17 protein-coding genes are annotated in these 20,431 nt (G+C 44.2%); 8 read left to right on the top strand and 9 right to left on the bottom strand.

Features of this window, described 5'->3' with window-relative positions:
- Positions 1 to 3 precede the first annotated feature (3 nt).
- Complete coding sequence (locus CH367_RS15355; RefSeq protein ID WP_100763388.1) at positions 4 to 1,083, bottom strand: SMP-30/gluconolactonase/LRE family protein; 1,080 nt, start codon at positions 1,081 to 1,083, stop codon at positions 4 to 6.
- Complete coding sequence (locus tag CH367_RS15350) at positions 1,076 to 1,996, bottom strand: LysM peptidoglycan-binding domain-containing M23 family metallopeptidase (protein WP_100763387.1); 921 nt, start codon at positions 1,994 to 1,996, stop codon at positions 1,076 to 1,078. Before CH367_RS15350 ends, CH367_RS15355 begins: the two co-directional genes overlap by 8 nt.
- Before the next feature lie 62 nt (positions 1,997 to 2,058).
- Here CH367_RS15350 and CH367_RS15345 point away from each other — a divergent pair, with 62 nt between their 5' ends.
- From CH367_RS15345 to CH367_RS15315, 7 genes are all read left to right on the top strand, one after another.
- Positions 2,059 to 2,970, top strand: coding sequence for a CPBP family intramembrane glutamic endopeptidase (locus CH367_RS15345; RefSeq protein ID WP_100763386.1), 912 nt, complete (start codon positions 2,059 to 2,061; stop codon positions 2,968 to 2,970).
- A gap of 41 nt (positions 2,971 to 3,011) precedes the next feature.
- Complete coding sequence (locus CH367_RS15340) at positions 3,012 to 3,743, top strand: hypothetical protein (RefSeq protein WP_100763595.1); 732 nt, start codon at positions 3,012 to 3,014, stop codon at positions 3,741 to 3,743.
- Between the two features lie 68 nt (positions 3,744 to 3,811).
- A complete protein-coding gene (locus tag CH367_RS15335) occupies positions 3,812 to 5,692 on the top strand; it encodes a chloride channel protein (protein ID WP_100763385.1) in 1,881 nt (626 codons plus the stop codon).
- Between the two features lie 243 nt (positions 5,693 to 5,935).
- Complete coding sequence (locus CH367_RS15330; protein WP_244284599.1) at positions 5,936 to 7,381, top strand: OmpP1/FadL family transporter; 1,446 nt, start codon at positions 5,936 to 5,938, stop codon at positions 7,379 to 7,381.
- 214 nt (positions 7,382 to 7,595) lie between these two features.
- Positions 7,596 to 8,897, top strand: a complete 1,302-nt coding sequence (locus CH367_RS15325) for a sterol desaturase family protein (protein WP_100763594.1) — start codon at positions 7,596 to 7,598, stop codon at positions 8,895 to 8,897.
- Between the two features lie 98 nt (positions 8,898 to 8,995).
- Positions 8,996 to 11,128, top strand: a complete 2,133-nt coding sequence (locus tag CH367_RS15320) for a DUF4139 domain-containing protein (RefSeq protein WP_100763383.1) — start codon at positions 8,996 to 8,998, stop codon at positions 11,126 to 11,128.
- Between the two features lies 1 nt (position 11,129).
- Positions 11,130 to 12,767, top strand: coding sequence for a mucoidy inhibitor MuiA family protein (locus tag CH367_RS15315; protein ID WP_244284593.1), 1,638 nt, complete (start codon positions 11,130 to 11,132; stop codon positions 12,765 to 12,767).
- Between the two features lie 12 nt (positions 12,768 to 12,779).
- On the opposite strand, the gene CH367_RS15310 is transcribed toward CH367_RS15315, so the two are convergent.
- Genes CH367_RS15310 through CH367_RS15280 form a run of 7 tightly spaced genes read right to left on the bottom strand, consistent with a single transcriptional unit; the run spans position 12,780 to position 18,386 of the window.
- Positions 12,780 to 13,850, bottom strand: a complete 1,071-nt coding sequence (locus tag CH367_RS15310) for a vWA domain-containing protein (RefSeq protein WP_100763382.1) — start codon at positions 13,848 to 13,850, stop codon at positions 12,780 to 12,782.
- Positions 13,851 to 13,901: 51 nt separating this feature from the next.
- A complete protein-coding gene (gene cobC / locus CH367_RS15305; RefSeq protein ID WP_100763381.1) occupies positions 13,902 to 14,489 on the bottom strand; it encodes an alpha-ribazole phosphatase in 588 nt (195 codons plus the stop codon).
- Positions 14,474 to 15,271 carry an adenosylcobinamide-GDP ribazoletransferase gene (locus CH367_RS15300; RefSeq protein WP_100763380.1) on the bottom strand — a complete coding sequence of 266 codons (798 nt, stop codon included), beginning with the start codon at positions 15,269 to 15,271 and terminating at the stop codon, positions 14,474 to 14,476. Before CH367_RS15300 ends, cobC begins: the two co-directional genes overlap by 16 nt.
- The gene (cobT, locus tag CH367_RS15295) at positions 15,268 to 16,302 is read right to left on the bottom strand and encodes a nicotinate-nucleotide--dimethylbenzimidazole phosphoribosyltransferase (protein ID WP_100763379.1); all 1,035 of its coding nucleotides are present in this window, start codon (positions 16,300 to 16,302) and stop codon (positions 15,268 to 15,270) included. The genes CH367_RS15300 and cobT overlap by 4 nt, the downstream gene beginning before the upstream one ends.
- Positions 16,299 to 16,904 carry a DUF6580 family putative transport protein gene (locus CH367_RS15290; protein ID WP_100763378.1) on the bottom strand — a complete coding sequence of 202 codons (606 nt, stop codon included), beginning with the start codon at positions 16,902 to 16,904 and terminating at the stop codon, positions 16,299 to 16,301. Before CH367_RS15290 ends, cobT begins: the two co-directional genes overlap by 4 nt.
- Positions 16,905 to 16,919: 15 nt before the next feature.
- Positions 16,920 to 17,759 (bottom strand): LIC_13355 family lipoprotein, encoded by an 840-nt coding sequence (locus tag CH367_RS15285; protein WP_100763377.1) that lies wholly within the window; start codon positions 17,757 to 17,759, stop codon positions 16,920 to 16,922.
- A gap of 60 nt (positions 17,760 to 17,819) precedes the next feature.
- Positions 17,820 to 18,386, bottom strand: coding sequence for an LIC13354 family exoprotein (locus CH367_RS15280; protein WP_100763376.1), 567 nt, complete (start codon positions 18,384 to 18,386; stop codon positions 17,820 to 17,822).
- A gap of 476 nt (positions 18,387 to 18,862) precedes the next feature.
- On the opposite strand from CH367_RS15280, the gene CH367_RS15275 reads away from it, so the two are divergent.
- On the top strand, positions 18,863 to 20,209 hold the full coding sequence (locus CH367_RS15275) for a flavin monoamine oxidase family protein (RefSeq protein ID WP_100763375.1): 1,347 nt from the start codon (positions 18,863 to 18,865) through the stop codon (positions 20,207 to 20,209).
- The last annotated feature ends 222 nt before the right edge of the window (positions 20,210 to 20,431 follow it).

Raw genomic sequence — 20,431 nt, 5'->3', positions numbered from 1 at the left:
ATATTAGAAAAACTGAATTTCTTCGACTATAGGTCTCATCTTTGCGATTTTTCCGATAGTCGAGGAAACTAAGTAGATATTCCCGCCGTGATTCAAAACGGCGGTGATTCCGCCGATCGAAGAACCCGAAAAATCCTGATAGTTCGCGGTTATATCCCCGAAATCGTTCAACGCAAAGACCAAACCTCTCGGAGTGTTTCTCGCAAAAAGAAAACCGGGTAAACCGGTGAGAAGATTTTTGATCTCCGGATATTCCTGGACCTTATCCAAAATTTCGTTTCTATGATACGGAACTCCGATCCAAAAAGAACCGCCCTTTCCGGAAATCAAAGCGGGAAGTCCCGGAATGTTCGTAAGAAAGAATTTTTCTACTCCCTTTTTAGGACCGAATAACGGAACCGAAGAGACTCTGTGACGGAACGGTTCGGATACGAGAAGGAATTGTTCGTTGGATGAAAGCGCTAAGCCCGTGGGATAAAACAAATCTTCATTCAAAATTTCTAATGAATTCAGATTCTTATCGAATACGAGAATCATTCCCTCGGGTGTGGAGGAAAGTTCCTCTAAAAAGGAATTCTTAAGCGAATGAGATTTGCTGGAAACGGTGAAGAAGATTCTTCCGTTTTTGGTCACGTCGATCGCATGAGGAAAACGTAATGTAGTTTCGTCCGGAAGTTTGGAAACGAGAATCTTTTGAGATCCGTCTTTGCGGATTTCTACGATTCCCACTTCCTCCACACAAACCAAAAGATTTCCCGCGGAATCAAAAACCATTCCCAAGGGTCTTCCTTCAACGGTCGCGAACGTTTCGACTTTTTCGTTGGTTCTGATTCTTACGATTTTACGATCCACGGTTCCGGTATAAACGTAACCGGAAGTGTCGATCGCGATTCCGTAAGGTTGGTTTAGACTTTCCTTATGAATCCATTCGGATTCCAAGAGAAAATTATTCTTACCCGGATCAAAGGGAGAATCGGCTAAATATTCTTCCGTGTTCTTGCTTGAGCGCAAAAATAAAAAGCCGAGGAAGATCGCAGAAATCGAAATGAATACAACGATAAAGAGGGAGATTTTTTTAAGCATGATCTTTAAAGACCGGTCTTTGTCTTTGATTGAATCTTCTGACCTCGAAGTGCAAATGATTTCCGGTGGCTCTTCCGGTTTGACCGACTTCTCCGATCTTCTGACCCTTGCGGACTTTTTCACCGGGACGTACGGAGATAGAACTCAGATGTCCGTATAAAGTTTCATAACCGAGTCGATGACCGATGACGATTAAGTTTCCGTAGCCGCCCTTCTTATCCGAAAAGGAAACTTCTCCGTCCGCAGAAGCGTAAACCGGAGTTCCTTCGTCGGCGGCGATATCCAATCCACCGTGAAAGGTTTCCTTTCTCGTAAAAGGATCTTTTCTTTTTCCGAAACGAGAAGAGACGATTCCTTCTTCACCTAAGGGGCGATAGAAAGCCATTCCGTAAAAGAAGGATCGTTCTTCTTTTGGAAGTCCCTTGCCGGGGATAAACCAGAAACCTTTGCCTTCGTCGAAGGAAATAAATTTCTCCGCGAGATTGTATTTTTTGGAAAGTTTTTTCTGAACGGATGGAGAATTCTCCCTTTCATCCGAATCGTAAACGCCGCGCATGTTCGGAATCAAAAGTTCCATTCCGGGATAAATGTCATACGGAGAAGAAAGGCTGTTGATCGAGGAGATCGTGTCGATGTCCATTCCGGTTCGGGCCATGATCTTGAAGAAGTTGTCCTCTTTTTTGACCACGTAACGATAGAATTCGAGAGAAGTGAGTTCCGATCTTTCCAAATTGGAAACGGATACTTTCAGATTATTTTTCACATCCTCTCTGAGACGTTTTACGGATTGATTGTTGTAATCTAGGTTTTTCAGAAGTTCCGGTTTTTGACGGGAATCGATCGGACTTTTAAAAAAAAGAACCGAGAAAAGTACGGTGAAGATTCCGATTGGATACCTGAGAGAACGTTTCATGGTCTTATACCTGTAGAATCGGCCGATTCTAAAAAAACAATGACGCAAAAAAAGAGACAGAAATGCTTGTAACCGAGACTCCCGATCCGATGGAATCCTTAGAAAATACTGGTAATCCGCAAAAGAAGCCGTTCGAACCGATCTTTATCGCGTTTCAACAGCTTTTGGTTTTGATACTCGGAACTTATATTCTTCTTCCCTTAATCGCCACTTCGATCGTTCTTACGGTTTTGATTTCTAAGGAACTTCCGAGTGACTTTCCGTACTTGGACGGAGATACAAGAGCGCAGATTTACAAGGAAACAACGGAGAAATTTCAGAAGGAAATTCAATCCGATACGAAGCAGATCTATCAGCGTTATATCGAAGTTATGGTAAAAGAAAAACCTTGGCTTCTGATCGTGGATCGATTGATCTGGGCGCTTTGTTTTATTCTTCCAGCCTATTTTATATTGGTGAAATTCTTCAAGGCGGAATACGCCAATCTCAGCGATCCATTCGAATTAAAGACTATGTTCACGGGCGCGGGGCTCGGAGCGTTGGTGTTTTTGTTCGTGATCGTATTCGGTTTTTTTCTCACTAAAATTTTCGGAAAACAAACTCCGAACGAATTTCAAGACGCGCTCTTTAAGGAGATGAAAGGGAACCGTTCTTTATTGCTCTGGGCTCTTTACAGCGTGGGTTTAATAACGGGAATCGTCGAAGAGGTTTTCTTTCGAGGATTTTGTCTGAAACAGTTTCAGGCGAAGGGTTTGGAAATGCCCGGACTTCTTTTTACATCGGTGGTTTTCGGATTGGTGCATTACAGCGGTCAAACTTCGGTCAGCGTTCCGATTCTGTTGAGTTTTGTGGGAATGTTTTTCGGACTTTTTTATCTGAGAACCGGAAATATCTGGTATTCCATTTCGGCTCACGTTAGTTACAATTCCATCATGCTTTTGATCGCCTATCTCAAAGGGGGAGAGATTCAGTGAGCCGCGTTTACAAACTCCTTACGATCGTCATTCCGTTTCTCATGACGTTTCATTCCTTGTCCGCATCCGAAGTGATCGAACTGGACGGAAACATCGAAGAGAATAATATGAAAGTTTCCGCGGCCTTAAACAAGTTTGCGGAAGGTTCGGTAAAGTTCAGTAAGAAGACAAAAGGATTCAAATATCATTATACGAATCCCTGGTATTCCAGATATACTTTCAATATTTATTTGGGAGAATTCGCAAAGCGTGATAACGTAAGTATCATGCGAATCGAAGCGCCTAAAAGTGGTATGGAAAAAGCGTTTCGAAATTACTTTAAGGACGAATTACAAAGGAAAGACGCGACCGGGGTAGGTTCCGCTTCCGGCACAACTCCGGACGAGAGAATTGAAAAGCTCGAAAAAAAATCCCATCTTGTATCTCAGGGATTGAACTTAATCTCGCCTGCGTTTTCCGTACTTTATAATTCCCGCAAGTCGCCGGTTTATACTCCGTCGGATACGTTCTCGAGAACCTCTTTTTATCTTCTGAGCGATTTGTTGATCGGAGGACTTGCGTATTACTTTGCGATGAACAGCATTCATAAAAAGAGCACGATTGACAATCTTCTGAATAAGGAAGGTCCGAGTGGAAACGTGTTCGATACGCAGTACGGCGGTGTTGTGATCGCGGCGCTCGTAATCCCGAGGCTTTATCGGATGACCGGGGCCATCGAGGATACGACTACCCACAACCGTCTTGTAGAATTGTCTTATACGTATAAATATTAATAATTTAGAATATAGATTTCGAAAATAAGATCGCTCCGTTTCGAAACGGCGATTCGATCGACGCGGCCATGAAAACGGAAACAGTGAAACAACCGATTTTTCGAATCAGCGGAAGAAGATCCTTATACTTCTATTGTATTCTAACGGGAATCGTTTCGGGCTTGGGTGCATTCGTATTCTCGAGAATTCTTGCCGTCTGCGAATATCTATTCTTAGATCGAGCCGCGGGTCTTTCGCTTCCTCATGCTTCGGGAGAATTTTTGATCGATTCGAACGACGCGATTCACTGGGGAATTCCTTTCTCGGACGAGTATCGACCTTGGATCCTGTTCTTCCTTCCGGTCGTGGGCGGACTTCTTACGGGTTGGATCGTGAATCGTTTTTCACCGGAGTCGGGTGGAACGGGTTCGGATGCGATGATCGATTCCTTTCACAATCAAGAAGGAAAGATGAACCCAGTCGTTTCGCTCGTTAAATCCATTGCTACGATCTTTACGTTGGCGAGCGGAGGAAGCGGCGGTAAAGAAGGGCCAATCTCACAAATCGGTGCGGGTTTCGGTTCCTTGCTTGCTACGATTTTAAAAGCGGGGGCAAGAGCGCGTCGAACTCTTTTGTTGGCCGGAACTGCCGGAGGATTGGGCGCGATCTTTCACGCACCTCTTGGTGGCGCTCTTACCTCGGTGGAAATGATCTACCGCGAAGACATCGAAAGTGATTCTTTGATTCCTTGTATTATCTCATCGGTTTCGGCTTACTTGGTTTATTGTTCCCTCAACGGATTCAACACCGTGTATCGAGTCGCAGATACGGAGTTTTCCAGATATACGGATTTGATTTTTTATTTGGGCTTGGGCGTTCTCTGTTTCGTTTGCGGAGACGTGTTCATCCGAATTTTTAGAAAGGTTCAGAATTTTTCAGCGCGGTTGAGAATTTCTCCGATCGTTAAACCTGCGTTAGGCGGAATTTTGATCGGAACGATCGGACTTTTTTTGCCGGAGACGATCGGAACCGGGGCCGGGGTTCTTCAAGTCGCTTTGGACGGCAAGGACCCGGTGGGAACTCAAGGTTTATTATCCGCTTCGTTTCAAACGAGAGGACTTTGGCTGGTCGCAATATTTTTTATCTTAGCGGGAGTTAAAATTCTTACCACTTCATTTACGATCGGAACCGGCGGCTCCGCGGGTATGTTCGGTCCGTCTCTTTTTATCGGAGGAATGTTGGGTGGAGGGGTGGGGACTCTTGCAAAGGTTCTCGTTTATCCGGATCTTTCCGTTGCATCTTTTATCTTGGTAGGAATGGGCGCGTTTTACGCCGGGGTTGCAAGCGCTCCGATCGCAGGAATGATTATGATCTGCGAGATGATCGGAAGTTATTCTCTTTTGCCTCCGTTGATGGTTGTTTCGATTTTAACGTTTGTGCTCAGTCATAGGTTGAGTTTGTATCAAGCTCAAAAAGAAACCAGATTTCAATCGCCTGCGCATTTCTGGGATATGAACCGCGACTTTCTGGAAGAGATTCAGGTTAAGACCTGGAAGAATCGATTGAGAACGATTGCGGTTGCCAGAGAAGATCAATTGCTTTCTAGGTTGGAAGAAGAGGCCTTAAAAATTCAGGCGAGCGATTACGTGATCCTGGATCGGGAAAATAAATATCTGGGAATTCTTTCTCTGCGAAAAGCGAGGCATACTCTTGAGTCCAGAAACGTCGCAGGAAATCTCATAACGGTCGGAGACGTTACGGACACTTCGGCTCCTTTTGGAAAACCAGAGGATTCCCTCGCGAGTTTGTTGAAGATCCTTATAGATCAGGATTTGGATAAAATTGCGATTGTGGAGAAGGATCAGTTTATCGGTTATCTCAGATTCGCGGACCTCATGAAGATCTATTTCGAGAATACGTTTCCAAAAAGCGTCAAATCGACCCTTTCCCCACCGAAAAACGGAACATAACCTACGGCCTGTAGCGTACGCTCCAATTTTTTTCTCGACTTTTTAAGCATCGACCTATAAAATAATCCGAACTTTTTAAAAATAACTGATATTTAATAATAATATCAGTAAGCGATATAAGTCAAAATGTATCTTTATGTCCTTGGAGAGGGACGTAGAAGAGGGCAGGCGAAATTGAAAATTCTCAAGTTGAAAAGAACATTCGGGATAGGATTACTCATCGGGATCGGCTTTGCAAAAGAAATGCAGGCCGGAAGTTACGGGGACATTTACGGGGCGCATCCGGCGGCCGCGGGAATGGGAAGCGCGGTAACTGCAATCGTCAATAATTCTTCAGCGGTATTTTATAACCCAGCGGGACTCGGAAGACTTTCCGAAGGAGATTTGATTCTTGCTTCGATTGAAAAAGAAGCGAGAACCAACGGAGTGGAAAATCCAGAGAATAAGGATGCCGCTCCTCCACCTCCACCCGCGGATCCGAACGATCCGGCAACCCAACAGCCCGCGGTTGTGGGGCCTTGGTACAAACGTTTTTGGGCCGATACAAAAGAAGGTTTCACGAAGGAAGTCTTTAAATACAAACCGGCCAATCGCCCGGAAAGAAGCGTTCACGAAGTAAGTTTCCAATATCACTATGCGAATCCGGATTCGCATACGACCGCACCACGAAATCAGAATATTACAAAAATAAGAGATAGTTTCGTAGGTCTCGGTCTGACTCTCAATTTGAACGATATGTTCGATATGGGAAGAGGTCTTCGTTTCGGGATCAACGCCCTCGTTCCCGGAAGCGGAAATCTTCTTACTCTCAACGATCAGAATCCAACGGTTCCACGTTATCTGCAACAGGGAATCAGCAACGAAAGACCTACGATCATGGGCGGTCTCGGTTTGGAAATCTGGAAGGATCGTTTGTTTGCCGGGGTCGGCTTTACGGCGACCGCGGGTGGAACCGGAAGTATTTTGATGAAGGACGTTCCGATTTCCCCCGATCCGGTTTCGGCGAACTCACAAGTGATTCTTACCGTGAAGCCGTTGATCAATCCTACCTACGGTCTTCAGTTTTCTTACGGAAAACTCAGCTTAGGGGCTTCTTACAAAAGGGAAACCGTCACTCAGATCGATCCCGTTCCAGCGAGAGCGCAGACAACCCTTCTGGGGATTCAATTGGATTTCGATTTGGCGATTTTGGACGGATTCAACCCGAGAGTTTTTTCATACGGACTCGCGTTCAGACCGAACGACAGATTGGTTCTCAGTTTGGATATGAACCGCGAACTTTGGAGTCAGTTTAAGATGTCCCGTATCAAGGAAAAATATTCGGAAGCGTTTTATCTTCACGATACTACGAACTTTCGGATCGGAGCGGAATATTCCTTGTTTAAATTCTTAAAAACGAGAGTCGGATTCGCGACAAGACCGACTCCGTTACCGGTAATGGCGGGGGCAAACAACTGGATGGATTCGGACCGAAACATCTATAGTTTAGGATTTTCTTATATATTCAGCCCGACCACGTTTAAATTTATGAACCGTCTTAGAAAGCCGGTGATCTTCGACATAGTTTTTGAAAACCACCAGTTGAAGGCTATGGAAGTTCATAAATACAATCCTACGGAAAGAAATCCGAATTATTCTTACGGCGGATATATCTGGACCGTGGGTGTTTCGATGACCATCTTCTTCTGAAATACGACGGTTGAGTCGTTTGATAACTTCTATCCATAACACGTGTTATCTTACGGTCGGAACTCCGATTTCGACCGTTTTCCTTTTTTCTTGACAATAGCGATCGCTACAGAGTTCACTTTGAGCTGAAACTCACATAGAATGAACCGCGTTCGTTTTGAATTCGGTTTCTTTGTGGGTTCATAGTGAAGAAGAAAAAGGAAGCGAACCGATTATGGAAAAGAATCTCATCGAGTTGATCACTCCCGTATTTTTTGTTCTGCTGGTTGTGGAACTGATCGTAGGATACGCGGTAAAAAAGCCAGTATATCGATTTAAGGATTCCGTGAGCAATCTAACCGCAGGAATTTATATGCAGGTTTTTACGGTGTTTGTCACCGTCGGCCTCTTGTCTATTTACGCTTGGGTATATAAGAATTTTGGAATTTTCCAAATCTCTGATACTTCCGTTTGGGGATGGATCGCTTGTTACGTATTGGCGGATTTTTGCTACTACTGGTATCATCGTCTCGGTCATGAAATCAACGTATTCTGGGCGTCTCACGTCGCGCATCATCAAAGTGAAGACTACAATTACACGGTCGCTTTAAGACAGGGGATCTTTCAGAATTTATTCTCCCTTCCGTTTTATCTTCCGCTCGCCGTGATCGGATTTTCTCCGATGATGTTCGTGATTTGTATCCAAGTGAACTTCGCTTATCAATTTTGGATTCATACTCGATTGATCGGGAAATTGGGAATTCTCGAATACATACTCAACACACCTTCTCAACACAGAGTTCATCACGCCCGCAATCCCAAATACATCGATAAAAATTATGCGGGAACCTTTGCGATTTGGGACAGAATGCTCGGAACTTATATCGAAGAGGAAGACGAGCCGATTTTCGGAATCGTAAAACCTCTTCAGACTTGGAGTCCGGTTCACGCGCAGATTCATCACTTCGAAGATCTTTTTAAAATGGCTTGGAAAACCAAAAACTGGAAGGATAAATTTCTGGTTTGGTTCAAACCACCGGGTTGGCAACCTTCCGATATCGGAGAATTTATTTCCCCTCCGGAAATCGATAAGAAGACATACAAAAAGTTTAATACTCATATTCCCGCGACTCTGATGACCTATTCCGCGGTTCAATTCGCGTTGGGAATCGGCGGTTCCATGACCTACATAGAATTCAAAAAGGAACTTCCTTTGTTCGAGATGTTGGTTCTTGGTTTTTATATTCTTTGGACTTTCTGGAATATCAGCGCGATTTTCGAAACCAAAACGAGTGGAATGATTTCCGAAATCGTAAGAATGAGTTCGATCGTCGCAATTTCTTTCCTATTTCCGATGGATTTTACCGGAGTGGAAAAACTAAAAATGTTATTAAGCGAAGAATGGATTCTCGCTTTACCGAGAATTCTCCAGATCGGATCTCTCGTTTCCTTAACCGTACTCGGAAGTTTTTTAATCAGTCAGAAACGATTCTTTTCGGTCGGAGGTCAAAAGACCCAGGCCCAAAGTACTTTCTGAAACCTACCTTCTCCCCTTAGGGAAAACGGTTGACCCGTCTCGGGAACCGGTGTTTCTTTTCGTGAAGAAGAAACACTGGTTTCTCGGAGAAAAACCGTATGCGACAATCCTTTCTACCGTTGCGGATTGAAAAAAAGTTATTTCCAATTTTGATTCTTATCTTTCTGATTTTAACGGCTCCGCCGGTTAAAGGTCAGGATGAAGTCGATTCTTCGGAGACCGACGAACGGTCCGTAGGCGAACGAATCGCGGCCACGACGCCGGAGAAAGTCGATTTGTCTCGAATTCAATCCGTCGTGTTGTATTCCAGCTTTGCGTATGTTACGAGAAATCTAAGAACCAAGATCAAAGCGGGAAGTTCCGAAATTTATCTCGGTGAAATTCCGGATCACGTTTCGGAAAGAACGATCTCGGTTCGTTTTCCGGATTCTTCCAAGAAGATTAAGATCCGGGGAATTCGAGCGAGAATTCGCGTGGAACGAAAAGCCAGAACGAAAGAAATCGCTTCTTTGTTAAAGCGACAAGAAGCCCTCAACGATCAGATAGAACTTTTGAGTTCCGAAATTCAGGAATTGATCGAAGAAGAGAAGACGATCGTAAAAATTTCTCCGGCGATTAAAAAAGATCCGGCTCCACAAGAAGAGATCGCGGATCCCGAATTCTTATCCGGTTTTCAAAAACAATATCAGGAACATCTCAATCAATTGTCTTTGATTCGTCAGAAAAAACTCGAAACTCTCGATCAAGTTCGAGAAGAAGGGTTGGTTGCGGACGCACGTTTGGATCATCTCGGAAGACTCGAGGCGAAACAAAAAAAGGAAATCTATCTTGAAACGGAAACCTCCGATGATTCGGAAACGTTTATCGAATATAAATATTTGATTCCGGGTGCGAGTTGGTTTCCTCGATATTCTCTCCAGCTTACGGACGAATCCAGAAGCGGAGATCTCAGTTGGTTTGCGCTTGTTCGAAACGATACGGGAGAAGATTGGGACAAGGTAAAACTTTTTTTCACCGCTTCCAATCCCGACTTGGATATAGATCTTCCGATCGTAAGAGAATGGAGAATTCAAACTCAGTCTTCCATCGACGACGTGAAACAACAAGCGTATAACGATTACGAAGAAAGTGTCGCCTTTGAAGCGAGGGACGAGGCTCCTTCACCTTCCGCCGGAGCCGCAAGGGAAAAGAAAAAAGAAGAATATAAGGTCTCCGGAAAAATCAGCAAACGCGCCGCTTCGAAATCGGACGGTTATGCGCAGAGCAACGCACCTGCAAAGAATGCACCGGCTCCGATGGAACAATCTCGTCAGATCATTCAACAGAATTATTCCAATCGAGCGAATTCTCTTCGAACCGAAGACAATCTCAATCAACTGAAGAATGATTTAGCAAATCAGCAATACAACTTCAACAACGGTCAATACGATCAGGCGAATTATTACGGGCAGGAAGCTCTGAAAAAATTCTCCAAACTTTCGGATTTTTCCCGTAAGGAATTGAATTCCATCGAAACGTATACGGAAGACCTACTTCGTAAAGGAAGTCTGATTCTTTCTTCTCAAAAAGTTCCGGGTGGTTTGATTCCGCCTTCACCTTTGGAAGGTTTTGATTATCAATACGCTTCCGGGATTTCGGAAACGATTCCTTCGGATCGTTCTCTCAATAAGGTTTTTCTAAAGAAGAAAAACTTATCCTTAACACCCGGCTATTCCACTTCTCCTCTCGCGGGTCCGGGCGCTTATCTTACCGTAGAAGCTTCAAATTCGGAAGGAGAACCTTTACTCGCCGGTCCGATGGAAGTTTTTTCGGGGAATACACTTTTAGGCAATACGGTTCTCAGCGTAAGCAAACCCGGTGAGGCGATTCGAATGGAACTCGGTCAAGATCGGGACATTCTCGTAAATAGAAGGGAAACTTCTTTTGAACAAAAGGAAGGTGTGATTTCGTCGCGCACAAAGATCAAATACAAGGTCAGCATAGAAATCAGAAATCGTAAAAAAAGAAACGCGGTGATCACTCTGATCGATCGTGTTCCTTATACGGTGGACGACAGCGTGGAAATCAAATTCGATTTCGGTAAGGACGTTCCTTCTAAAAACGAGGAAGGAATTTTAACTTACAAAATGGAACTTCCTTCGGGCGGAAAGAGAATTATAGAATTTGAATATTCTGTAAGTCACCCGACCGATAACCGTCTGATCCGAACTCCAGGTTCCGGAGGATACTAAGATGAAAAATTCAAATTTTGGAATATTCTTACTTGCGATTGCGTTTTTATTCTCCCCTTTGAGCGGGAGAGAAGTGGAACTCAAGGTTCAGGACGTAACTCTTTACGAATCGTCCGCCGGAGTTTTGAGAAGCGGAAGAATCAATTTGGAACCGGGGCTCAACGAACTTCTCATTCGAAATCTTCCGGTCGCTCTTCAAGACGAATCTTTGGTCGCGTCCGTGGAAGCTCCCGGAGCTTCCGTGGTCGGTTCGAGCACTTGGATCGAAACCGGGGCCATCATTCACAACGAAGAGGCTTTGGAACTGCAAAAGAAAATCAGAGTTCTGGAAAAGGAAATCGAAGGTCACGAAGGAAAGGATTCGAATCTAAAAAATCTGAAAAGAATTCTCGTGGATACGAGACTGAAACTTTCGGAAATGATCTCCAAAAATCTTTTCTACAAAAAGAACGAAGCCGATTCTAAGAAATGGTTTCAATCCCTTTCCGGAAATCGTCAGGCCATTCAAGCCGCATTGAATTCCAATCAGGAAGTCACTCGTTCGATTCGAGATCTTCGTAAAAAACTTTCAGAGTTAAGAGATAAACTCGGAGTGATTCTTTCTTTATCCGAAAAATCCTCGCGAATTACGAAAGTTCTGATCAGTTTCAACGGCGCGGAAAAAAAGGAAGCCAAGTTGAATCTTACGTATCAATCCGGAGGAGTTTCGTGGAAACCTTTCTATTCGGTGCGTATGGATGGAAGGGAGAAGATAGAACTCGAATATCTCGCCGAGATCAATCAGGAAAGTGGAGAAGATTGGAATAATATTAATCTTTTATTATCTACATCCAGCCCCGACGTAAGCGGTAGAAGACCTCGCCTTTCCAGTCAAAAGTTATACGATCAGAAAAAACAAACGAACAAAGACGGGCTCGTCGCAGTACAAAATCAAAGTTCAACCGCCGGAGAAGCGAACATCGCACCCGAAGTGGAATCTCCCGAAGCGGGAACCGATCCGACTACGGGAAACAGCGAAGAATCGGGAAGCGGCTTTTTGTTTCGTTATTCCAAACCTGTGACCCTTCTTTCCAGAAAAGAATCCAAAAAGTTATCCCTCGCTTCGTTTTCAACTGACGCAGTGTTTAGCGCTCTGTATGTTCCCGCGTTGAAACGTTATCCGCTCATTAAAGGAAGTTTTAAAAATCTTTCAGGCTTTCCGATTCTTCCCGGCGAGGCGGCCGTGTTTCGCCAAGCGGGAATGGTGGGAACATCCAGTTTCGGTTATATAAGTCCGGGTGAAAAAGCGGAAATATCTTTCGGCTCCGAAAACGAAATCCGCGCGATCTACAGAAAAGAATCGAATCAAACCAAAGAGGGTCTTCTTTCCGGAACCAAGGTGATCGAAAAGTTGATTCGAGTGGAACTTGAAAATTTCGGAAAAGAATCCAGATCGATTTCGTTTCAGGAATCGATTCCGGTTTCGGGCGTGGAAAGTGTAAAGATTTCGATCGATTCGGAAACAACTCCCGGTTACGCGGAAACAAGAAAGGATTCCGGAATTTTAGAATGGAAATTGGATCTAAAACCGAATCAAAAACGGGAAGTTAGACTGAAATATAAGGTGAGCTTTCCGGCTGAATTCGATTTACATCTGTGACGTCTAACGTTCTTAACGGAGTTCCTCTTCCTCGGAAACACCGAGCGCGGACGGAACTCCGGTCATATCCCACAGTTCTAAAACTCCGGTTAACGAATCTTCCGCCGGAACTTGGATTTCGATCTTTCCCTTACCTTCTGAAAGATCGAAACATACACTTTCGGTTCGGATTAAATTCTCCGGCGAAGAAATTCTTTTCGGACCTAAACTCTGACGGGGAGAATTCGCTTTCCGTTTTACGTTGAGCACTACACAATTCTTAGGACTGTTTCCCGCTTTAAAACCGAAGTCGATTATATACATAACTTGGGTGTCGGATATACGGGGTTTTCTATGGATCTTTTCAAACCAAACCATCAAATCGTTGTTAGGTTTTGGAATCGGATTCTTCTGCGGTTCTTTGACGGCCGCGACCGTATCGGATTGAGTTTTCAGGGAATCCAGGGCCGTATAAAACGAAGAATCGTCTTCGATTCCGAAATAATTTCCGTTTCCTTCTTCGGTAAGAATTCTCATTTGTTGTTCTTCGTTCGGTTTTAAACCGAGCCCGAAGATGTGAAATTTAAACGGAATTCCTTTTTGTTTTAGAACTTGAAGTTCCTTTTTCGGATCTCCGTAACAACTTTCCACTCCGTCGGTAACGAGAATGATTTCGGTTTCTTTTTTTCTTTGAGAGATCAATGTCCCCGCGATTCGAATCGATTCCGCGAGAGGAGTCGTACCGGAAGGTGTTAAACCGAATAGACGAGATTTGAATGCCTCGTGATTGCCCGCTTCCAAGGGTTGATACAAACGCGAAGAGGAACAACCGGGTACTCTGTTTCCGTATGCCATAAATCCGACGTCGGTTTCCGAAGGTAGGCCGGCGATATAATGACTGACGTGTTTTTTTGCGAGATGGATTTTCTGATAAATTCCGAGATATTCGTTCATCGATCCCGAAGCGTCTATGATAAAGAGTTTGGATCGTTCCTTATTTTCAGACGAGACTTCGTTTACGAAGGATAAAAAAAACAAGATCAACGCGAACGTATATGCGATCCTTTGAATCTGAATAAAAACGGAATGAACAAAAAGTCGCATGTTAAGAATTCTATCGGAAATTCGCGTAAAAACTATAGCGTTAAGGTCGTATCAGCGATTCCAAAAGATCAATTTGGAAAAAAATTCTGTCCCATTCTTTTGAATTACGATCTTACTCAAAGAGCCGTAGTTCAACTCGAATGAAAAACTTCGTTCCAAGGGAATCTCCAAAAGTTTACAAAGAATGATTCGAATCACTCCGGCGTGTGTGACGATTCCGATTTTACCGCTCGGATCGGATTTCAAAATTCCGTCCAAGAACTCGGAAACCCTTTGGAACATTTCAAGATAACTTTCCCCGTTTGGAGTTTTTTCGTTTACGAAGTTTTTCGTCCAGGAATCGGATTCTTCTTCCGAAATATCGGACCAGAGTTTTCCTTCCCAAATGCCGAAGTTCAACTCCATCAGACAAGTCGAATATTCTAATATACCTTTCGGTTCTTTTTCGATTAAGAATTCTGCGAGAAGTTTGCAACGCGAGCTCGGACTTGAGTAGATTCTTTCGGGAACGGTTCGGATTTTTTCGAAAACGGAATCGAACTCGGATTGAAAACCCGGAATCAAAGGAACGTCCGTTCTTCCGTAACAGGTTCCTTTGGGAACGTCGGGGGTCGTATGTCGGATTAAATAAAGTTCCAAGAAACGATCATTCCCAAATAGAGAAGGAGCTCGACGCCTTGTTGCGTGAAGCCGAGGCAATCCCCCGTAAAACCTTCGATCCATTTTTTGAAATAACTTCGAAAGTATAGAACGAATGCGAATGAAAGAAAAAATCCCAAAAGAATATTCGGCAATCGATCCTTATGTTGAAACGCAAAGTAAACCGCGGGTGAACATCCGAAAAATACGGAAAGAAGAAAGTCGGGCAACGGCAATTTCTTTACCATAGGTTTTGATTTGGAAAGATCGTTGTCCCTCGCATACGGAATCAACATCATCATCACGAGAGCGAACCATCGACTTGCGGCGTGTGCGAACCAGGAAGTGAACAAAAAGATCCAAGGAGAAATTTGAAACAACTTCACGAGCAAAAGATATTTCAAACCCAAAGAAAGAATCAAACCCAAGGAACCGAAGGTTCCGATTCGACTGTCTTTCATGATCTCCAGAATTTTTTCCTTACTCCAACCTCCGCCGAACGCGTCGCAAACGTCCGCAAGTCCGTCTTCATGAAATCCTCCCGTGATCAAAACACTCGCGATCATTCCGAGAATTACGGAAATTTCAACGGGAAGAATCCAGGAAAGAAAGTAAGTAAAAAAGGAAGCGCCTGCCGAAACGATCCAACCGATCAAAGGAAAATAACGTGACGATCTTGAGACTGAGGATTCCGAATAAACGTAAAACGGAGGAACGGGAAGTCTTGTATTGAACATCCAAGAAGCGCAGAAACGATTCCACTCTTCTCGGAATCGATTCAACGTTTCTGATCCACTTTTGCGGATTCGAAAGAAGCCATGTCTTTTAAGAAAGTCACTGCGGACAAAAGAATCGGAAACGCGACGGCGCATCCGGTTCCTTCGCCGAGTCTCAGTCCTAAATCGAGAATGGGTTTTGCATTCCATTCTTCTAATAGATATGTATGGCCGGGTTCGACCGACTTATGACAAAAGACTGCGTTTTTGATGATTACCGGTTCCATTCTTTGTGCGATTAAGAATGCGGAGGTTGCGATAAATCCGTCGACCATAATGATTCGTCCCTTTTTCGCCGAATCGATCATCGCTCCGACCATCATCGCGATTTCGAAACCTCCGAAAATTTGCAAAACGTCGAAAGGCGTTTCTAAAGAACTTTGGTATTTACGAAGACATTCTTCTAAGATCACGATCTTTTTCTGAAAACCCTGATCGTTCAATCCGGTCCCTCTTCCGGTTACTTCCTTTAAATCCTTGTTCAATAGACTGGCGGTAATCAGACTCGCGGAGGAAGTGTTTCCGATTCCCATTTCTCCGAATCCGATCACATTACAATTCTTTGATACAGATTCGGTGGAAACCCAGGCGCCTCTTTCGATCGCCTGATTGCATTCTTCCTTGGTCATCGCGGGTTCCATGAGAATATTCTTGGTTCCGAACCCGACCTTTGCGCCGATAAAATCCGGATTGATGGAAACCGAATCCAGAGGAAAAGCGAAATCGACTCCGGCGTCCACGACTTTGAGTTTGATCGAATTCTGTTTGCAGAACGCGTTGATCGCCGCTCCTCCATTCAAAAAATTGAATACCATTTGATAGGTGACTTCTTTCGGATAAGCGCTCACGCCGGAGTTGGCAAGACCGTGATCTCCGGCAAAAACAAGAATGTGTGGGTCTGAAAGTTGGGGAGAATCGGTGTTTTGGACAAGACCGATTTGAAGCGCGAGAGATTCCAAAGCTCCCAGCGAACCGGGAGGTTTTGTTTTTAGATCGATTTTACTTTGTAATTTGGTAAGAAGTTCATTAGGATTCAAACGGAAAGTTCCTTCTCAGTCTCGTCGATAGGATTCGTAAAATTCGTTTTCACTTTTAATTCAACCCGATCCAAAATTCCGAAAAGAATCGGAGTGTAGATCAAGTTTCCGAGTAGAGTACCACCAAAATAGGGGATAGCGGCGATATAGCAAGTCAATAAACCTTCGGAAGTTTTCGGATAGATGGAAGAGAATGCCCATACTGAAAAGTTGGAAAGAATAAAGAATTGAGTGCTCGCAAGTAAGGTCACAAGAAATACCGAAGCGATCTTTGTGCTATCTTTCAGAAAAATTCTTCCCAAAGCTACGCAGATTAGATGAGCCGCATAAACTAAAGGAAGTCCTTCATAAAACCAATCGTAACCATGAACCTTGGAAAGAATCAGATCGGTTACAACAAGCATTAACAACGGATAGGCGAAGGCTTTCCAGCCCTGAACTCTCGCTCCGGAGTATACTGTCATCGCACCGACCGAAGTAAAGTTGGAAGGATGCGGTAAAAATCGGGAGATTCCGGATAGGATTACGCCGATGGATGAAATCGTATCGTTTGCCGCGAGTTTTGATTTCAGATTTTTAAGAATACGATCGAGGTTTAACATTCTATTCTCCTAATATTATGGGCTGAGTTGTTTCGCGATAACTCCGTCTATGTCGGGGTTTTCATTTGCTCCCGGAATAGGAAGCGAAGTTAAAATCGCTTTTGCCGATGTGAGTTTTACGTAAAGAAATCCGTTTGTCTGAAGTTCGGTTTTCAAAGCTCCGTTACAACCCGTTCCGGAGTTTCCGAAGTTCGCATCACCGAGATCAAAGGAATCTCCTCCACCCGAAGCGAAGAGCGTGGTCGAATTCATCGGGTTTGTGATTTGATTGTAATCCACGTATTTCAATCCGGCAAATCGAAGCCAGTTTGTGGGGTTGTTCGAGAAAGTTCCACCGCCTGTATAAGTTGGATTCCATCCGCACCAATTCGTTTGATCGTTACCGACTTCCACGATGACTGGTTCCAAGTATACAGTGGTCGCATTTCCGCCTTGTTGAAACGGATTTTCAAATACGATGAAATCGGCGCCGGTTGCATTCTGAACTTTTTTGCCGAACCATCCTAAAATCAAAGACGCTCCGGCTCCGTTCGTATCCAACGTGAAAACATCCAGCGATCCGTTGAAACTTCCCATTCCCATAACGCCGTCAACGGCGCAAATCGAATCTTGAAATCCGCTTCCAACGTTTGCGGGAGCGCTTACGATTTCTTTGGCGTTATAAACGCCTGTTTGATCGATTGCAATTCTATCTTTGCAAGGTCTGGAAGCGTTGGCGGAACTTCCGGTTTGCGCTATAAATAACAATGCGGCTAAAGAAGAATCGTCTTTTGACTCTGGCTTACAATCAGAAAGGAATAAAATAAGAACGATGATTAGAATGGCTCGTATATTGCTGAAGATTTTATGTTTCATAAAGTTGCTCGAAACGAGTAAGACAAAAATTCTTTCGTCTTACTCGTTTATCAATTTTGATTATCTAGCTTCGAAACGATTCCAAATGGATCCGGTTCCCGGAGTGAACGTGTTGTTCGTATAACAACCAGTATTCATGTTCGTTTTATCGTTTGATTGTGTGCTCGCTTTGACCGCGTCCAAAGTAGTTTTATTTCCGGTAAGATCCGCGCAAAGATAGAACTTATTATCGGTAAAGTAATTCCAATAATAAGCAGAAAATTTTCCGGCCGCACCGAACGGGTGAGCGGTAAACTGGACGTAGATCGCTTGTTTAGAATTATCGTATGCAAGAATATTCGCTTCGTAAGTTGAAGTACCGCTTACTTGTTTAAACGTGTAATTGGTAATCGTATATTCTCCGGTCTTAACGGTTCCCGCCGAGCTGAATGCGTCCCCAGCAAATGAAGGAGTTCCATTATACGCGCTCCAATTTCCCGCGATCTGAAGGTTAGAAGCGTTGACGACCGCTAAGATCGCGCTGATCTGATCGTTGTTATCTTCCTTCTTCGTTTCAAAACAATTCACCAATCCGAGAATCAGAAAGGTTGCCGCAAAAAGTTTCCAATGTGTTGAAAGTTTCTTCATGTTGTTACCTGCAAAAGTTTTCCTTTGTCAGGGTAGAGAAAATCCTAAATGAAAAACGTATTGAATTCGATTTAGAATTCTCCCTAAACGAATGGATCGAAAAGTTTGAATTTTCCACTCGGGTCCCCCGACGTTCGTCTTTCGGGACCCCATCGCGGACGCATGAAAAATGCAAAGGCGAGTTTCGAACTGTCCCTACCTCGAGGACGTTGTTCGCGGGGAAGATCTGGCTTATCGAAACTCATCGGAGAATCGAAATCACAGTTGCGGGTCAGCGTGGGAATTTCACCCAACTTCCTCCCTGAAAGCTTAAGGACAGGTGAAAATTGGAACCTTTTGCGCGCAAGGGTTTTTCTAAGGATCGAGAATGCGACAGATTTCGGGCGAACCCGTTCAAATTCTTTCCAAGAAGGCAAGATTTTGACCGAAAATAAAGAAAGGAATCTAACTTTTCCAAATTCAAATCGGACAATTCAATGAAACTAAGCAGATCGGAGTTTATCAAACTTGGAATATTGACCGCTACGGGCATTTCCGGCCTTCCTGGAATGAAATTATCGGCCCAAGGGTCTTCTTCCTCTCAGAAGACCGTGATCGTGCTGGGTGGAGGAATTTCCGGTCTGTACGCATCCTACCTTTTGGGAAAAACCGGAATCAAAGTTAAACTCATCGAAGCCACGGATCGTTTGGGTGGGAGAATCCGAACCGTCGCCGATGGAAGCGGAAACTTTTTGGATCTTGGAGCGGAATGGCTTCAAGCGGAACATAGGACTGCGAGAAGTTTAATCCGCGAATTGGGATTGAAGACGACGGACTTCGAAGTTCAATCGGATTTGTTTTTCGGAACCTATCAGAAGTTCGGAACCTGGGACATATCTTCGAAGTCTCAGGAGATTTTGAACAAACTCGTTCAGATGAATTCCAAAATCAACTCCACACAACAACAGGAATTGGATAGAATCAGTTTTTATAATTTTCTAATATACCAAGGGATGACTCCCGAAGATCTAAACGTATTGAACTTTAAGTATTCCTTATATTATGGGGATTCTCTTCGTTCTTTGTCCGCGCAGAAGGTTCTTTCGGATCTCGTCAACTTTCCGAAATACAACACACGTTTGGAAGGGGGAATGGAAGCGCTCGCAAAAGCTCTCGTGTTCTCTTTGGAAAACACGGAAACGATTTTCGCCGACCCGGTCGTGTCCGTCGTTCAGGCGGAAGGAAAAGTTTCGGTTACTACCGCTTCCGGAAAAAAGATAGAAGGTAACTCGTGTATTTCCACTTTGCCCGCAAATCAGCTAACGTCGATTCAGTGGGACCCCGAGTTGGACAAAGAAAAGAAATTATCCGCGCTCAGAATTCGTTACTCCAGGATCTATAAGACTTTTCTAATGTTGCGAGAATCTCCTTGGTCAAGGGAGAATTTTTCGGCTTATTCGGATTCGGCCGCCGGTTTTATCTACGACGCGGGAACGAAAGCGAATGCGGAGGATAAAGTTCTCGGAATGATTTCGACCGGAGATCGTTACGACGTACTGGCTTCTTCCACGGATGCAATGAAAGTGGAATATATCCGTCTCGCGCTGGAACGTCTGGGACAAAAGAAAGATCTGCAGGTTTTGAGAATTCAAAGTAGCGACGTTTCCCAATCTAAATATGTTCCTGCGGGAATTGCGACGTTTCCACCGGGAAGTTACGGATCGATCATCTCCCTTTTAAAACCGATGGATCGAATTTTTTTCGCGGGAGAACACACAGCAGAAATCAACGGGACCGTGGAAGGCGCGCTCACTTCCGCGATCCGAGCCGTGAATCAGGTTTGATCGGCTTGTCGTTGTTCCGACTATTTTAGTAAAACAAACTGGCCCCCACCCGCATTGGGTGGCGGTGGTGATGACGAGCGATCCGTAGTGAGCGAGGCGCTGAGTTCTACTTTGTGGGAATTCTTCGGCAAATCCGCTTATATCAGAAAAACTTCCGGATGTCAACGCCATCTCGTCCCACGATTTTGTAGGAACTCCAACAAAATAAAAAAGGGCTCGTGG

Origin of the sequence: Leptospira barantonii, assembly GCF_002811925.1 — a bacterium.
Lineage (GTDB): Bacteria > Spirochaetota > Leptospiria > Leptospirales > Leptospiraceae > Leptospira > Leptospira barantonii.
The sequence above is the reverse complement of the archived record's forward strand: the minus strand, read 5'-3'. Positions and strand labels throughout refer to the sequence as shown.

Coding starts and splice junctions, on each gene's coding strand:
- CH367_RS15355 (WP_100763388.1), bottom strand. CDS start 1,083: ATGCTTAAAAAAATCTCCCTCTTTATCGTTGTATTCATTTCGATTTCT.
- CH367_RS15350 (WP_100763387.1), bottom strand. CDS start 1,996: ATGAAACGTTCTCTCAGGTATCCAATCGGAATCTTCACCGTACTTTTC.
- CH367_RS15345 (WP_100763386.1), top strand. CDS start 2,059: ATGCTTGTAACCGAGACTCCCGATCCGATGGAATCCTTAGAAAATACT.
- CH367_RS15340 (WP_100763595.1), top strand. CDS start 3,012: ATGACGTTTCATTCCTTGTCCGCATCCGAAGTGATCGAACTGGACGGA.
- CH367_RS15335 (WP_100763385.1), top strand. CDS start 3,812: ATGAAAACGGAAACAGTGAAACAACCGATTTTTCGAATCAGCGGAAGA.
- CH367_RS15330 (WP_244284599.1), top strand. CDS start 5,936: ATGCAGGCCGGAAGTTACGGGGACATTTACGGGGCGCATCCGGCGGCC.
- CH367_RS15325 (WP_100763594.1), top strand. CDS start 7,596: ATGGAAAAGAATCTCATCGAGTTGATCACTCCCGTATTTTTTGTTCTG.
- CH367_RS15320 (WP_100763383.1), top strand. CDS start 8,996: ATGCGACAATCCTTTCTACCGTTGCGGATTGAAAAAAAGTTATTTCCA.
- CH367_RS15315 (WP_244284593.1), top strand. CDS start 11,130: ATGAAAAATTCAAATTTTGGAATATTCTTACTTGCGATTGCGTTTTTA.
- CH367_RS15310 (WP_100763382.1), bottom strand. CDS start 13,850: ATGCGACTTTTTGTTCATTCCGTTTTTATTCAGATTCAAAGGATCGCA.
- CH367_RS15290 (WP_100763378.1), bottom strand. CDS start 16,904: ATGTTAAACCTCGATCGTATTCTTAAAAATCTGAAATCAAAACTCGCG.
- CH367_RS15285 (WP_100763377.1), bottom strand. CDS start 17,759: ATGAAACATAAAATCTTCAGCAATATACGAGCCATTCTAATCATCGTT.
- CH367_RS15280 (WP_100763376.1), bottom strand. CDS start 18,386: ATGAAGAAACTTTCAACACATTGGAAACTTTTTGCGGCAACCTTTCTG.
- CH367_RS15275 (WP_100763375.1), top strand. CDS start 18,863: ATGAAACTAAGCAGATCGGAGTTTATCAAACTTGGAATATTGACCGCT.